The sequence below is a fragment of the Mycobacterium sp. 852002-51613_SCH5001154 genome (genome assembly GCF_001667425.1).
Lineage (GTDB): Bacteria > Actinomycetota > Actinomycetes > Mycobacteriales > Mycobacteriaceae > Mycobacterium.
In genome coordinates this window covers 1-14,717 of the sequence record NZ_LZII01000031.1, presented here as the reverse complement: position 1 = coordinate 14,717, position 14,717 = coordinate 1, and the positions used below count along the sequence as shown (strand labels likewise).

16 protein-coding genes and 1 tRNA gene are annotated in these 14,717 nt (G+C 67.9%); 11 read left to right on the top strand and 6 right to left on the bottom strand.

All coding sequences use genetic code 11. From position 1 onward, the window contains the following. Positions 1-2: 2 nt before the first annotated feature. From A5750_RS07830 to rph, 5 genes are all read left to right on the top strand, one after another. Positions 3-1,049 (top strand): P1 family peptidase, encoded by a 1,047-nt coding sequence (locus A5750_RS07830; RefSeq protein WP_067261899.1) that lies wholly within the window; start codon positions 3-5, stop codon positions 1,047-1,049. Positions 1,050-1,085: 36 nt separating this feature from the next. After that, positions 1,086-1,760, top strand: a complete 675-nt coding sequence (locus tag A5750_RS07825; protein ID WP_066948358.1) for a rhomboid family intramembrane serine protease — start codon at positions 1,086-1,088, stop codon at positions 1,758-1,760. Beyond that, a complete protein-coding gene (murI, locus tag A5750_RS07820; RefSeq protein WP_067261897.1) occupies positions 1,757-2,572 on the top strand; it encodes a glutamate racemase in 816 nt (271 codons plus the stop codon). Before A5750_RS07825 ends, murI begins: the two co-directional genes overlap by 4 nt. 70 nt (positions 2,573-2,642) lie before the next feature. Continuing rightward, positions 2,643-3,425 carry a cyclic nucleotide-degrading phosphodiesterase gene (locus A5750_RS07815; protein WP_066948350.1) on the top strand — a complete coding sequence of 261 codons (783 nt, stop codon included), beginning with the start codon at positions 2,643-2,645 and terminating at the stop codon, positions 3,423-3,425. A gap of 25 nt (positions 3,426-3,450) precedes the next feature. Then, positions 3,451-4,230: a ribonuclease PH gene (gene rph / locus A5750_RS07810; protein ID WP_067261895.1), complete on the top strand. Its 780-nt coding sequence runs from the start codon at positions 3,451-3,453 to the stop codon at positions 4,228-4,230. Positions 4,231-4,321: 91 nt separating this feature from the next. Here the strand turns inward: rph and A5750_RS07805 are convergent, their stop codons facing one another. After that, on the bottom strand, positions 4,322-4,765 hold the full coding sequence (locus A5750_RS07805) for a nitroreductase family deazaflavin-dependent oxidoreductase (RefSeq protein ID WP_067261892.1): 444 nt from the start codon (positions 4,763-4,765) through the stop codon (positions 4,322-4,324). Positions 4,766-4,924: 159 nt separating this feature from the next. Between A5750_RS07805 and rdgB the strand changes: the two genes are divergently transcribed. Further along, positions 4,925-5,527 carry an RdgB/HAM1 family non-canonical purine NTP pyrophosphatase gene (rdgB, locus tag A5750_RS07800; protein ID WP_197505383.1) on the top strand — a complete coding sequence of 201 codons (603 nt, stop codon included), beginning with the start codon at positions 4,925-4,927 and terminating at the stop codon, positions 5,525-5,527. Positions 5,528-5,594: 67 nt separating this feature from the next. Here rdgB and A5750_RS07795 read toward each other — a convergent pair whose 3' ends face one another. Beyond that, entirely contained in the window at positions 5,595-5,936 is a 342-nt protein-coding gene (locus A5750_RS07795; protein WP_066948327.1) for a DUF3817 domain-containing protein, read from the bottom strand. Continuing rightward, positions 5,933-6,313: a hypothetical protein gene (locus A5750_RS07790; protein WP_067261890.1), complete on the bottom strand. Its 381-nt coding sequence runs from the start codon at positions 6,311-6,313 to the stop codon at positions 5,933-5,935. The genes A5750_RS07795 and A5750_RS07790 overlap by 4 nt, the downstream gene beginning before the upstream one ends. A gap of 97 nt (positions 6,314-6,410) precedes the next feature. Between A5750_RS07790 and A5750_RS07785 the strand changes: the two genes are divergently transcribed. After that, positions 6,411-6,493, top strand: a tRNA-Leu gene (locus A5750_RS07785). A gap of 204 nt (positions 6,494-6,697) precedes the next feature. Further along, complete coding sequence (locus A5750_RS07780; RefSeq protein ID WP_082948362.1) at positions 6,698-6,973, top strand: DUF3761 domain-containing protein; 276 nt, start codon at positions 6,698-6,700, stop codon at positions 6,971-6,973. Positions 6,974-7,286: 313 nt separating this feature from the next. On the opposite strand, the gene A5750_RS07775 is transcribed toward A5750_RS07780, so the two are convergent. After that, complete coding sequence (locus tag A5750_RS07775; RefSeq protein ID WP_066948318.1) at positions 7,287-7,712, bottom strand: thiol-disulfide oxidoreductase DCC family protein; 426 nt, start codon at positions 7,710-7,712, stop codon at positions 7,287-7,289. Positions 7,713-7,866: 154 nt separating this feature from the next. On the opposite strand from A5750_RS07775, the gene A5750_RS07770 reads away from it, so the two are divergent. The 3 genes from A5750_RS07770 to A5750_RS07760 all read left to right on the top strand — a co-directional run bounded on the left by A5750_RS07770 (position 7,867) and on the right by A5750_RS07760 (position 13,352). Then, entirely contained in the window at positions 7,867-10,452 is a 2,586-nt protein-coding gene (locus tag A5750_RS07770) for an ABC transporter ATP-binding protein/permease (protein ID WP_067261886.1), read from the top strand. Continuing rightward, positions 10,449-12,188 carry an ABC transporter ATP-binding protein gene (locus A5750_RS07765; RefSeq protein WP_067261884.1) on the top strand — a complete coding sequence of 580 codons (1,740 nt, stop codon included), beginning with the start codon at positions 10,449-10,451 and terminating at the stop codon, positions 12,186-12,188. Before A5750_RS07770 ends, A5750_RS07765 begins: the two co-directional genes overlap by 4 nt. Positions 12,189-12,275: 87 nt before the next feature. After that, positions 12,276-13,352, top strand: a complete 1,077-nt coding sequence (locus tag A5750_RS07760) for a phosphotransferase family protein (protein ID WP_067261999.1) — start codon at positions 12,276-12,278, stop codon at positions 13,350-13,352. Between the two features lie 5 nt (positions 13,353-13,357). On the opposite strand, the gene A5750_RS07755 is transcribed toward A5750_RS07760, so the two are convergent. Both A5750_RS07755 and A5750_RS07750 read right to left on the bottom strand, forming a co-directional pair. After that, positions 13,358-13,786 (bottom strand): pyridoxamine 5'-phosphate oxidase family protein, encoded by a 429-nt coding sequence (locus A5750_RS07755; RefSeq protein WP_066948308.1) that lies wholly within the window; start codon positions 13,784-13,786, stop codon positions 13,358-13,360. A gap of 53 nt (positions 13,787-13,839) precedes the next feature. After that, a complete protein-coding gene (locus A5750_RS07750; protein ID WP_067261883.1) occupies positions 13,840-14,652 on the bottom strand; it encodes a mycofactocin-coupled SDR family oxidoreductase in 813 nt (270 codons plus the stop codon). Positions 14,653-14,717: the final 65 nt, after the last annotated feature.

Below are 14,717 nucleotides of genomic sequence, written 5' to 3'. Positions count from 1 at the left end.
GGATGGACGCCATCACCGACGTGGGGGGTATCCGCGTCGGTCACCATCATCGACTCGACCCCGACGCGTCCATGGGCGCCGGATGGGCCCGCGGCGTCACCGTCGTGCTGACCCCGCCCGGCACCGTCGGGGCCGTCGACTGTCGCGGCGGCGCCCCCGGTACCCGGGAGACCGACCTGCTGGATCCGGCCAACACCGTCCGCTACGTCGACGCCGTGTTGCTCGCCGGCGGCAGCGCGTACGGTCTGGCCGCCGCCGACGGCGTGATGCGCTGGTTGGAAGAACGCGAACGTGGGGTGGCGATGGATGGTGGCGTGGTGCCCATCGTGCCCGGCGCCGTGATCTTCGATCTGCCGGTCGGCGGCTGGGATCGCCGCCCGACGGCGGAGTTCGGCTACCTGGCTTGCGAAGCCGCGGCGGCGAGTGGCGAGGGGGCGCCGGCCGTCGGGAACGTCGGTGCCGGCGTCGGGGCACGTGCCGGGGTGTTCAAGGGCGGAGTCGGGACCGCTTCCACGACGCTGCCGTCCGGGGCGACCGTTGGCGCGGTGGTAGTGGTGAATTCCGCCGGCGACGTCGCCGACCGGGCCACCGGCCTGCCGTGGATGGCGGACCTCATCCAGGAGTTCGCGCTGCGGCCACCGCCGAGGGAGGAGATCGACGCGTTCGCGCAGTTGCCGACTGCGTCGAGCTCGCTGGACAGCCCGCTGAACACCGTCATCGGCGTGGTGGCGACCGACGCGGCGCTGAGCCCGGCCGCGTGCCGGCGCGTCGCCGTGGCCGCGCAGGACGGCCTGGCCCGTACCGTCCGGCCGGCGCACACCCCGTACGACGGCGACACCGTGTTCGCACTGGCCACCGGGGCGGTCGAGGTGCCACCCCCGCCCGACGCGCCCGCCTCGTTTTCGCCCGAGATGCGGCTGGCCGCGGAGGTCGGTGCCGCCGCGGCCGACTGCCTGGCGCGCGCGGTGCTGGTGGGCGTGTTCGCCGCGGATTCGGTGGCCGGCATACCGGCCTACCGCGACGTGTTGCCCGGGGCGTTTAACCGATGAGAAGTTCCCCGCCGTCCGCGCCGGTAACCTGCAGCTATGGGTAAGACCACGGGGCGCTCCGGGACACCGGCGACGTCGGCAAAGCGTCCTCCGTGGGTGGTCGGCGCAGCCACGATCCTCACCTTCGTCGCGCTGCTTTACCTGATTGAGCTCATCGACCAGCTCACCCGGCATTCCCTGGACGAGAACGGCATCAGACCGCTGGAGGCCGACGGGCTGTGGGGGATCGTCTTTTCCCCGGTACTGCACGCCAGTTGGCAGCATCTGATGGCCAACACGGTCCCGCTGTTGGTGCTCGGCTTCCTCATGACGCTCGCCGGCCTGAGCCGGTTCGTCTGGGCCACCGCGATCGTGTGGATCCTCGGCGGCTTCGGCACTTGGCTGATCGGGGACATGGGCAGCTCCTGCGGGCCGACGGATCACATCGGGGCCTCCGGCCTGATCTTCGGCTGGCTGGCCTTCCTGCTCGTGTTCGGGATCTTCGTGCGCCGCTTCGCGGACATCGCGATCGGGCTGGTGGTGTTGTTCGCCTACGGCGGAGTGCTGCTGGGTGCCATGCCGGTGCTCGGCAGATGCGGTGGCGTGTCGTGGCAGGGTCACCTGTGCGGTGCGATCGCCGGCGTCGTCGCCGCGTACTGGTTGTCCGCGCCGGAACGCAAAGCCCGCGCGAAGAGAAAAGCCGGCGCCGCCACGCCGCGCCCCAAGACATGACCTCGCCGTTGGCGCCCGTCGGGATCTTCGACTCCGGCGTGGGGGGCCTGACCGTCGCGCGGGCCATCATCGACCAACTGCCCGACGAGGACATCGTCTATGTGGGCGACACGGGTCACGGGCCATACGGTCCGCTCACGATTCCCGAGGTCCGCGCGCACGCGTTGGCCATCGGGGACGACCTTGTCGGGCGCGGGGTGAAGGCGTTGGTGATTGCTTGCAACACCGCGTCCGCGGCTTGTCTGCGGGATGCCCGCGAGCGGTATGACGTACCGGTCGTCGAGGTGATCCTGCCGGCGGTCCGTCGTGCCGTCGCCACGACGCGCAACGGCCGCATCGGTGTCATCGGCACCCAGGCGACCATCAACTCGCACGCCTACCAGGACGCGTTCGCGGCCGCGCGCGACACCGAGGTCAGCGCCGTGGCCTGCCCGCGATTCGTCGACTTCGTGGAGCGCGGCGTGACCAGTGGCCGTCAGGTGCTCGGGCTGGCCGAGGGCTACCTCGAGCCGCTGCAACGCGCCCAGGTCGACACCCTGGTGCTCGGGTGCACGCATTACCCACTGCTGTCCGGGCTGATCCAGCTGGCCATGGGCGAGCAGGTGACGCTGGTGTCGAGCGCCGAGGAGACGGCCAAGGAGGTACTCCGCGTGCTCACCGAGCGTGACCTGCTGCGCCCGCATGACGCGCCGCCCGCGACCCGGGTCTTCGAAGCCACCGGCGACCCCGAGGCATTCACCAAGTTGGCCGCGCGATTCCTCGGTCCCGCGGTCACCGGCGTGCAGCCCGTTCACCACGTGCGGATCGACTAGTGCTGACGAGATTCTCATCACACCAATGCGGCGATGTTTTCGTCACGGTCCTATCGGGCATGGCACAGTAGTGTCCGTGCGAATAACCGTGCTCGGCTGCTCGGGCAGCGTGGTAGGGCCGGATTCGCCCGCGTCGGGATATCTGCTCCGGGCACCGGACACACCGCCGATGGTCATCGACTTCGGCGGCGGCGTGCTGGGCGCGCTCCAGCGCTATGCCGATCCCGCCTCCGTGCACGTGCTCTTGTCCCATCTGCACGCCGACCACTGCCTCGATTTGCCCGGTCTGTTCGTGTGGCGGCGCTACCACCCGTCGCGGCCGGACGGCAAGGCGTTGTTGTACGGCCCCGGCGACACCTGGTCTCGGCTGGGTGCGGCGTCGTCACCGTATGGCGGTGAAATCGACGACTGCTCAGACATTTTCGACGTTCGGCACTGGGTCGACGGCGAACCGGTCACGCTCGGCTCGCTGACCGTGACACCGCGGGTGGTCGCCCACCCCACCGAGTCGTACGGCCTGCGGTTCACCGATTCGACCGGCGCCTCGTTCGTCTACAGCGGCGATACTGGCGTCTGTGATCAGCTGGTCGAGCTGGCGCGGGACGCCGACGTCTTCCTTTGCGAAGCCTCTTGGACGCACTCGCCGGACCGCCCGCCCGCTCTGCATCTGTCGGGCACCGAGGCCGGCCGGATCGCGGCGCAGGCCGGCGTTCGCGAGCTGTTGTTGACCCACATCCCGCCGTGGACCTCACGCGAGGACGTGATCAGCGAGGCCAAGGCCGAGTTCGACGGCCCCGTACATGCGGTGGTGTGCGGCGAATCTTTCGATATCCGCCGCTCTGAAAGGGTCTGAGCAAGCCCGCGTTAGGGTTGGCGTCGTGACCAGAAGAGAAGACGGTCGTCTTGACGACGAGCTCCGTCCCGTAGTCATCACCCGCGGATTCACAGACCACCCCGCGGGATCCGTACTCATCGAATTCGGCCACACCAAGGTGATGTGCACCGCCAGCGTCACCGATGGGGTGCCGCGCTGGCGCAAGGGGTCGGGTTTGGGATGGCTGACCGCCGAGTACGCGATGCTGCCGTCGGCAACCCATACGCGCTCCGATCGCGAATCCGTGAAGGGGCGGCCGTCCGGGCGCACCCAGGAGATCAGCCGACTAATCGGCCGGTCGCTGCGGGCCTGCATCGATCTGGCGGCGTTGGGGGAGAACACCATTGCCGTCGACTGCGACGTGCTGCAGGCCGACGGCGGCACCCGCACCGCCGCCATCACGGGCGCCTTCGTGGCGCTGGCCGACGCCGTGACCTACCTGGCGGCGGCGGGCAAGTTGTCCGATCCGCGGCCGCTGTCGTGTGCCATCGCTGCGGTCAGCGTCGGGGTGGTCGACGGCAGGATCCGGGTGGACCTGCCCTACGAGGAAGACGCGCGGGCCGAGGTCGACATGAACGTCGTCGCCACCGACACCGGGACACTCGTGGAGGTGCAGGGCACCGGCGAGGGCGCGACGTTCCCGCGTTCGACGCTGGACAAATTGCTCGACGTGGCGCTAGCCGCTTGCGACAAGTTGTTCGCCGCCCAGCGCGAGGCGCTGGCCCTGCCCTATCCGGGTGAGCTGCCCGAGGGCTCGGCGCCGCCGAAGGCGTTCGGCAGCTGACCCGGCTTCTGGTCGGCAGCTTGACCTTGGCCTGACTGCCCGCGTTTACCATCGCCGACGCCGCGGCCAAGACGAGACCCCTTCCGGTCGGTCATGACTCGTCCTTCTGCAGCTCGAATATTGGGATGGTGCGTGTGGTTTTTGACTGGTAGTTCGCGAACGCGAACGCGGGTACGGTCGCGTTGATCTTGGGGATGATCGCCTGGCGTTCGGACGAGTCGAGCTCGTGCGCGACGACGTCGAACGAGTCGGAAGCGACTTCAACGCGCGCCCGCGGGTTGGCCCGCAGGTTGTGGACCCACCCCGGGTTGACGTCGGCGCCACCGTAACCCGCGACGATCAGCAGCTTGCCGTCGATACGGAAGACCACCAGCGGCGCGACGCGCGGCTCGCCGGACTTCGCGCCCTTCGTAGTGAGTAGCAACAGCTCGTTGCCCTCGAATCGTCCGCCGACCTTGCCGGCATTGGCGCGAAACTCATCGGTGATGTTGTTATTGAGCGCCTTGAGCGTCTCGTTATCGGGTTTTTGACTCACTCTGGACGAAGCTACTTCGGCGCCCTGGCTATTCCTTGCGGAGCGTGTCGCGTTGTACGCCGGCACTGCTGATGCCCTTCGCGTCGCCGACCCATATCTCGCGGTCCGTAAGGTGGCCGGGGTGCATCGGCAACGGCCCAGACGCCTATTTAGGAATAGATGATGACCCGGCTTCTGGTCGCCAGCCGCAACCGCAAGAAGCTGGCCGAATTGCGCCGGGTGCTCGACGCGGCCGGCCTGACGGGGTTGACACTGGTCTCATTGCATGACGTGCCGCCCTTCGACGAGGCGCCCGAAACGGGCGCGACGTTCGAGGACAACGCGTTGGCCAAGGCGCGGGATGCATTCGCCGCGACGGGCCTGGCTTCGGTGGCCGACGACTCCGGCCTGGAGGTGGCCGCTTTGAACGGCATGCCCGGTGTCCTGTCGGCGCGCTGGTCGGGTGATCACGGCGACGACGCCGCCAACACCGCGCTGCTGTTGGCGCAGTTGCGCGACGTGCCCGACGAACGGCGCGGAGCGGCGTTCGTGTCGGCGTGCGCCCTGGCCGGGCCGTCCGGCGAGGTCGTCGTCCGCGGGGAGTGGCCCGGCAGCATCGCCCGGGAACCGCGGGGGGACGGCGGCTTCGGGTATGACCCGGTTTTCATTCCAGAGGGTTCCGACCGCACCGCGGCCGAGCTCAGCCCCGAGGAGAAGGACGCGGTCTCCCATCGCGGTCGTGCTCTCGCTTCGCTAGTGCCGGCGCTGCGCGACCTGCCCTAGAGCCTGCCGAGTGTGAAGCTGGCCGCACGTTCGGCCTCGAGTGTGAAGCCAGCCGCACACTCGAGCCCTACAGCCCGAATCGGGCCTTCACATCCCTGGTCTGGACTTGCTCGACGATGATGCCCAGGAGGGGGATGGTGCCGGCAAGCAGCACACCGATCGTCTTGGGAATCGGCCACCGCACCTTGACCGCGAGATTGAACGCGGTCAGGACATAGATGAAGTACACCCAACCGTGAACCACCTCGATCCAGCGGATCTCGTGGTGCAAGACGAGATGCGAGACGATCTCGTAGCACAGCGCGATTAGCCACAGACCCGTCGCCCACGCCATGACCCGGTAGCCGAGCAACGCGGTGCGGATCTTCTCGACGGGGAATGCCGACGCTGATCTCTCCGGTGTGGTCATGCGGTGGTCCTGTTCTGTTTTTCGGTGTCTTGTTTGGCAAGCTCGGCCAGGTAGGCGTTGTACTCCGTCATGGCGGGGTCATCGGAAGTCTGTTGCGTCGGCTTGGGGCGCTCGGGCAGCAAGCCGGCGGGTATCTCGGTGACGGCGGCGTCCTGCCGAGGCTCCGGTGGCATCTCTTCGTAGCGCACGTACTTGCGGTACGCGTACACGCAGAACCAGGCGAACAGCGGCCACTGCAGCGCATAGCCGAGGTTCTGGAACGTGCCTGACACCGACTGGAACCTGGTCCACTGCCACCAGCCCAGCGCGAGGCAACCGCACGCCGCGACGATCACCAAGGCGATCAGCGCGGGCCTGCGACGATGCGTAGTGGACACCCCTTGACGGTACCGCTCACGATCTGGGTCCGACGAATTCGTCGAGGCGCCGCCGTCCGGTCGCTTCCTGTACTGGGCGGTACGATCGCTGAGGCGCGCGGGCGTGGCGAAATGGCATACGCGCCGGCTTTAGGTGCCGGTGCTCGAAAGAGCGTGAGGGTTCGAGTCCCTCCGCCCGCACTCATCTTCAAGGGCGGTCCATGCAGCGGTCTGACTGGCTTCGACATCATCAGCACGTGGTATTGGAGTGAGCTTTCTCTGGGCCCTTTTGGTACTTCTGTACGAAAACCGCCTCTCGGAGGCGGCTGTCACGCTAACCTCCCCCAAGGCGGCGCTCGGGACTGCCACGGCAGGTTCACAAGCCAAATTCAGGGGGAAATACGCATGGTTCGTTCTGTGCTCGTCGGCGCCGCAATGTTCATCTCGGCTGCCATCGGTTCGGCGCCCATCGCGAGCGCTCAACCGCCTTTAGTGGTCGCCCCGCTGTCGCCGCACGCGCCACTTCCGTTGTGCGGCGGCTACACCGACGTCGACGGAAACTGCGTGCCATCGCCGGACCACACCCGGAGCAACCTTCCGGACGGCGACGGCACATACAGCCACTCCCAACACAAGCAGGGGTCGGGCTCCTGGCACGGCGGCACCGGTCGGTCGAAATAGGTCAGCCTGCTTCGCTGCGTCGCCAATCGCGGTGTCTCCCTGAGGTCGTTGCGAGTCAGCCGATTTGGCTGCGAAATCGGCTGAGCAACATAAGGTTTCACTCCATGCGACGGGGGTAGGGCGAGGAGCTTTCGGCGTCCGAGGCGTTATCTCAACGCGAGGGATTGGGGCGGTGTTGGCCCGTTCTCGGCGGGCACGTCATGACGGGGAGAAGATCACGAGGCGGCGGTGATGATGGGTGAAAACCGCGAATCGGCCACCGCAAGCTCGCCGAGCTGAAGCGCAAAGAGTCCGAGGCCGACCTGGTTATCGACTAGGCGTCGAGGAAGCGTGCCCGAACCTCCGGCGGCGGCAGCGGACAGGTGTCGTACTTGCCGAAGATGCGGTAGCGGACGTCGGCGACCCTGTCGTATAGCCAGTCCCGTAGGGGAGTGGGGATGACGCGGGCGACCTCGAGCAGCTTCCACGGCCCGCCAAGGTAATCCACCACCCGCAACGCGGCGGCGGATCGCACGGCGACGCGTTCTCCAGGCTGCTCGGGCTCGTCGACGAACACCACGGAGTCCACGTCCTTGATGGATGGGTGCCGGGCAAAGACCGCTTGGGCGAAGTCGCTGTCCAAGGCCGCAAAGCGCAGGGTGCCGTGGTGATCGAACCGAAGTATCGTGCGCACCGCGGCGTTGCAGACGCCGCAGACCCCGTCGTAAAGCAACACGGGCGGCACCGTTTCGCTGCTCACGCTTCCAGGCTACTGGCCCAACAGCCCGCGGGCCACGAGTTGACCTTTGGTAAGGCAACCCTTAGTTTTGCGGTAACTTGTCGAGCGGAGGGTCCGCCGGGCCCCGGTTCGGTGAAGTCGTCGCGGAGTTGAGCGCCGCAGGAAGGGACCGTTGATGGCGCGCGGGTTCTCCGGTGTGATGTTGCGAAGCTTCGGCGCACGTGACCACACCGCAACGGTGATCGAAACCGTCCGGATTGCGCCGCATTTCGTGCGGGTGCGCATGACATCCCCGACGTTGTTCGAAGACGTGGACGCCGAGCCCGCCGCGTGGCTGCGGTTCTGGTTTCCGGACCCGGACGGATCCAACACCGAGTTCCAGCGTGCCTACACGATCTCGGAGGCCGACGTCCCCAGCGGCCGCTTCGCCGTCGACGTCGTGCTGCACGAGCCCGCCGGCCCGGCGTCGAAGTGGGCGCGCACCGTGCAGCCCGGCGCGACGATCGCCGTCATGGCGCTGATGGGCTCGTCCCGATTCGACGTGCCCGACGAACAGCCGGCCGGCTATCTGCTGATCGGCGACTCGGCGTCGATCCCGGGGATGAACGGGATCATCGGGGTCATCCCCGACGACGTCCCGATCGAGATGTATCTCGAGCAGCACGACGACAACGACGTCCTGATCCCGCTCGCCCAGCATCCTCGCCTGCAAGTGCACTGGGTCACGCGGCGCGACGAGCGGTCGCTTGCCGCGGCGATTGATAATCGCGACTGGTCCAACTGGTATGCCTGGGCCACGCCCGAGGCGGCGGTGCTCAAGCACGTGCGGACACGGCTGCGCGACGAGTTCGGTTTCCCCAAGTCGGTAATACATGCGCAGGCGTACTGGAGTGCCGGGCGTGCGATGGGCACCCGCCGCGGCGACGAGCCGGAGCCGGTGAATGACGTTGTCCCCGAGCATGTTTGCCCACCAAAGCCGCCTGACAAGACGCCCGCCCCCGCGGCCCGGGGAAGTTGGCGCGCCCAGGGCGCCGGCCGGTTGCTCGCGCCGCTGCGGTCGGCGCTGATCCTCTCCGGTGTGTTGCAGGCCGTCATCACGGTGGTGCAGCTGGCGCCGTTCGTGCTGTTGGTCGAGCTGTCCCGGCTGCTGGTCGCCGGGGCACCCGCATCGCGACTCTGGGACGTAGGGATCGCCGCTGTCGCGCTGCTCGGAACGGGAACCGTGCTGGGTGCGGCCCTCACGCTGTGGTTGCACGTCATCGACGCGCGATTCGCCGCCGACCTGCGTTCGCGGTTGTTGCGCAAGCTATCTCGGCTACCGCTGGGCTGGTTCACCGCGCGCGGATCGGGCTCGATCAAACAGCTGCTGCAGGACGACACGCTCTCACTGCACTATCTGGTCACCCACGCCATCCCCGACGCGGTCGCGGCGATCGTCGCGCCAGTCGCGGTGCTGGTCTACCTCTTCGTCGTCGACTGGCGCGTAGCGCTCGTGCTATTCCTGCCCGTCCTGGTGTACCTGGTGTTGACGTCGTCACTCACCATTCAGTCGGGCCCGCGCATCCCCCAATCACAGCGCTGGGCCGAGAAGATGAGCGGTGAGGCCGGCGCCTACCTGGAGGGCCAGCCGGTGATCCGCGTCTTCGGCGGGGCGGCCCCATCAAGCTTCCGCCGCCGCCTGGACGAGTACGTCGAATTCCTGGTCTCCTGGCAGCGCCCGCTGGCCGGCAAGAAGACGCTCATGGACCTGGTTACCCGGCCGTCGACATTCCTGTGGCTGATCGCGCTCACGGGCACCCTGCTCACCGTCACGGGGCGAATGGATCCGGTGAACCTCTTGCCGTTCCTGTTGTTGGGCACCACCTTCGGCGCGCGACTGCTCGGGATCGCGTACGGGGTCGGCGGTATCAGTGCCGGCATGCTTGCCGCCCGGCGCCTGCAGAACACGCTCGACGAGCCCGAGCTCGACGTGCGTGAGCAGGAGCGGTCCGGAGATTCGTCGGCGGCGGTGGCGTTCGACGACGTCAGTTTCGGCTATCGCCCGGGGGTTCCGGTGATCCAGGGCGTCTCGCTGACGCTGCGGCCCGGCACGGTCACCGCCCTCGTGGGGCCGTCGGGGTCCGGCAAGTCGACGTTGGCCGCCCTCCTGGCCCGCTTTCACGATGCCGACCAGGGCGTGATACGCGTTGGGGGACAAGATATCCGGGCGATGACCGCCGACGAACTCTACGCAAAGGTCGGCTTCGTCCTGCAGGAGACGCAGCTGGTGCACGGCACCGTCGCGGAGAACGTCGCGCTGGCCGTCCCCGATGCCACCGAGGGGCAGATCCAGGAGGCGGCGCGTCAGGCGCAGATCCACGACCGGATCATGCGATTGCCCAACGGCTACGACACCGTGCTGGGCGCGGAAACCGCCCTTTCGGGCGGCGAACGACAGCGGCTGACCATCGCCCGGGCGATCCTGGCGGATACCCCGGTGCTGATCCTGGACGAGGCCACCGCGTTCGCCGATCCGGAATCGGAATACCTTGTGCAGCAAGCGCTTAGCCGGTTGACTCAGGATCGAACCGTTTTGGTGATCGCCCATCGATTGCACACCATCACCGGAGCCGACCAGATCGTCGTGCTCGACCACGGCCGGATCGCCGAACGCGGCACGCACGACGAGCTTTTTGCCGCTGACGGTCGGTATCGACGGCTGTGGGAGCGTGGCCGTCGAGAACCGGTCGCGGCCACCACGGTTCAGGAGGGGGCGCGATGATCCGCACGTGGTTGGGCTTGGTGCCCGCGGATCGCCGCGCCAAGGTGATCGCCTACGCCGCGCTCGCGGTGCTCTCGGTGGTGGTGCGGGCGGTGGCCACCGTCCTGCTGGTTCCCTTGGTGGGCGCCCTGTTCGGCGATGATCCGCGCCGCGCGCTGGTGTGGCTGGGCTGGCTCTCCGCCGCCACCGTGATCGGATGGGTGATCGACACCGCGACCGCGCGCATCGGCTTCGGCCTCGGCTTTGCCGTGCTCGACCACAGCCAGCACGATGTGGCGGACCGGTTGCCCGGCGTCCGGCTGGACTGGTTCACCGCCGAGCACACCGCGACCGCACGGCAGGCGATTGCCGCCACGGGACCCGAACTGGTCGGCCTCGTCGTCAACCTGTTGACCCCGCTGATCTCGGCCATCCTGCTGCCCGCGGCCATCGGGCTGGCCTTACTCCCGGTTTCATGGCAGCTCGGCGCGGCCGCGCTGGGCGGCGTGCCCCTGCTGCTGGGGGCGCTGTGGGCGTCGGCGCGGCTGACGCGGCGAGCCGACGCCGCGGCCGACGAAGCCAATGGCGCCCTCACCGAACGGATCATCGAGTTCGCCCGCACCCAGCAGGCGTTGCGGGCCGCGCGGCGCGTCGAGCCCGCGCGCAGCCTGGTCGGGGATGCGCTGGCCGCGCAGCACGGTGCGACCATGCGGCTGTTGTCCATGCAGATCCCGGGCCAGCTGCTGTTCAGCCTTGCCAGCCAGCTCTCCCTGATCCTGCTGGCAGGCGCGGCCGCCGCGCTGACGGTAAACAAGACGGTCACGATCCCGGAAGCCATCGCCCTGATCGTCGTGATCGTGCGCTATCTGGAGCCGTTCACCACGATCAGCGAGCTGGCACCGGCGTTGGAGAGCACCCGCGCCACGCTCGATCGCATTCGCTCGGTCCTCACCGCGCCGCTGATGAACGCCGGGGCGGCCACGTTGCCCGACGCCGCCGCGGCGCCGCGCATCGAGTTCGACGACGTCACTTTTCGCTATGACGGTGCGACCGTGCCGGTGCTCGATGGGGTGAGCTTCACCTTGGCGCCGGGGGGCACCACGGCGATCGTCGGACCGTCAGGATCGGGCAAGAGCACCATCCTGGCGCTGATCGCCGGACTGCACGAACCCACCCGCGGCCGGGTCCTGATCGACGGCGTCGACACGGCGACGCTGGACGCCGAAGCCCGCCGGGCGGCGAGCAGCGTGGTGTTCCAACATCCCTATCTCTTCCACGGGTCGATCCGCGACAACGTGTTCGCCGGGGATCCCGGCGCCGGCGACGGCCAGTTCAAACGAGCCGTCGCCCTCGCCCGTGTAGATGAACTCATCAATCGGCTGCCCGACGGTGCCGACACGATCGTCGGCGAGGCCGGTTCCGCGCTTTCCGGGGGTGAACGCCAACGGGTCAGCATCGCGCGGGCACTGCTCAAGCCGGCGCCGATCCTGCTGGTCGACGAGGCGACCAGCGCCCTGGACACCGAGAACGAGGCCGCGGTGGTCGACGCGCTCACACTAGACCCGCGCTCACGCACCCAGGTGATCGTCGCGCACCGGTTGGCCAGCATCAGCCACGCCGACCGCGTCCTGTTTCTGGACGACGGCCGAGTGATCGAGGACGGCACGGTCGACGAATTGCTTGCGGCGGGTGGGCGTTTCGACGAGTTCTGGCGCCAGCAGCACGAGGCCGCCGACTGGCGGATTCTCGCGGACTAGGTCACCGTAGTTGACCGCAGCACTTGCGGTATGCCTTACAGTTTGTCAGTCGGACGGAGCGGTCCGGGTACAGGAGGCGTGCTGTTCATGAGTGCTGTGGTGTCGATTCCGCGGTATCCCGGCGACGTGACCCCGCAATGGCTGTCGGCCGCGCTCAGCGGGCGTGGCGCCCCTGTCGAGGTCGCCGACGTCGACGTGGTCGCGATCGGCACCGGGCAGACCGGTGCCACCTACCGAGTGTGCGCCCGCTACGCGACCGACCCCGGTGACTTGCCGCAGACCTTCGTCATCAAACTGCCGGCCCTGGACGACACCGTGCGCGACCGGGTCGTCATCGGATATCGCAGCGAATGCGCGTTCTACTCATCCGTGGCGGACCGGGTGCAGGTGCCGACGCCGCAGTGCTTCTACTCCGAGATCACCGAGGATGCGATGGATTTTGCGTTGCTCCTCGCCGACCAGGCGCCGGCGGTGCAGGGCGATCAGCTGGCCGGTTGCGGGGAGACGGAAGCGCGCCTCGCGGTTACCGCTCTGGCCGGGCTGCACGCGCCCAGCTGGTGTGATCCCGTCTGGCTCGACTTCCCGGGCATCGCGTTCGCCAGGCCGGACGAGGCGGGCGCCGGCGGCATGGGCGAAGTGGCGAAGATGAGCGCCGATATCACGCTGGACAAGCTGGGCGACCGGATGAGCGCCGAAGACCGCGAGACCTTCAGCACGGCAATGGGTTTGGTCACGCCGTGGCTGCTCTCCGAGTATGACCGGTTCGCCCTGCTGCACGGCGACTATCGCCTGGATAACCTGCTCTTCGACCCGGACCAGACCCGGGTCAGCGTGGTCGACTGGCAGACGCTCGGCGTCGGTTTGCCGGCCAGGGATCTCGCCTACTTCACCGCGACGAGTCTCAATTCGCAGCTGCGCGCGAGTATCGAAGAGGAGCTCGTCGCCGACTATCACCGCGCCTTGGTGGCCTGCGGCGTCACCGGCTATGACGGCCAAACATGTTGGCGCGATTACCGGCTCGGGGTGTTGCAGGCGCCGCTGATCTCGGCGCTGGGGTTCGCGTTCGCCGCCGCCACCGAACGCGGCGACGACATGGTGCTGACCATGCTCGGCCGAGGCTGTCGAGCGATCCGCGAACTCGGGACGCTGGAACTGATCGGCTGAGAACTCTACAGGTCGCCGGTGAAATCCGCGCTGAGCCAGCGGTCGGGGCGAATGGTGAACAACACCTCTTCCACGCCCTCCATGCTGCGGATGAACGCGCGGCCGCCTTCCTCACCGAGGTAGCGGATGGCGACTGCCTCCTGCACGTCGGCCGGGGCAGGCTTGGTGGTATCGACGATCGTGCCCTCGACCACCACGTATTGGTAGGGGGGCTCCTCGCGCTGGACCACCAGCGTCACCTTGCCCGCCCGCTCGATGAGCCGCGCCTTGCGGCTGGACGCTCCGGTCATGATCCGGACGTCGCCACCGGGGGTGTAGTCGTACCAGATCGGGACGCTGGCGGGCGGCCGGCCGTCGGCGGCGTCGACGGACAGCACGGCCACGTGCTTGGCGGCCAGAAACTCCTGACGTTCGCTCTCGGTGAAGGCTTTCATGTGCCCTGCAAGCGCCGATGCCGGTGAATATATTCCCGGGATCGGGCGACCGGTCAGTACTGGGTCGAGCCCTGATCGACCGGGATGCGGGCAGCGGTCACCTTGCGGGACTCATCGCTGGCCAGCCAGCACACCGTATCGGCGATCTCCTCCGGCTCGGCAACCCAGTCGGGCAGGAATGGGGTGAGGACGTTGGACAGCTGGGGGTTGGTCTCCATGGCCTTGCCCACCGCCGCGACCATGTCGCCCGTTCCCATCGGAGTGTTCACCGGTCCGGGATGAACGCTGTTCACGCGAATCGAATGCTTGCCCAGCTCGGCGGCGAAAGCCCGCGCCATTCCGGTGACGGCGTGCTTGCTTGCGGTGTAGTGAATCATGAACGGCTGCATCTTCATGCCGGCCGCGGAACTGATCAGAATGATGGAGCCGCCGCGGCCCCCCTCGATGATCCTGTCGGCGCCGGCCATCACGGTGTTCCAGGTACCGGTCACGTTGATGTCCATGACGTCGCGGAAGTTTTCCGGCGTGATGTCGTTCCAGGCCTGCGGGGCCGCGACCCCGGCGTTGGCGACGATGATGTCGAGTCGCCCGAAAGTCTCGACACCGTCGTCGACCGCCTTGCGAATCCCCTCGAAGTCGCGGGTGTCCACCACCGAGGCGATGATCCGGCGGTTCGTTTCCTCAACCAGGCGAACGGTCTCGCTCAGATCGTCGGGAGTCGCCGGGTCGTAGGGGACGCAGGACGGCAGCTTTCCGGCGATGTCGACGGCGATGATGTCGGCGCCCTCTCGCGCCAGACGAACGGCGTGGGGGCGGGCCCGCCCCCGCCCCGGGGCCGGGGGGTATTGGACACAGGGAGGAAAAATTTAGCAACAATATTTTTGCCCAGGTTGGGGGGGCGCGCGAAAGCGGAGCCCCCGAGGAGAAGGTT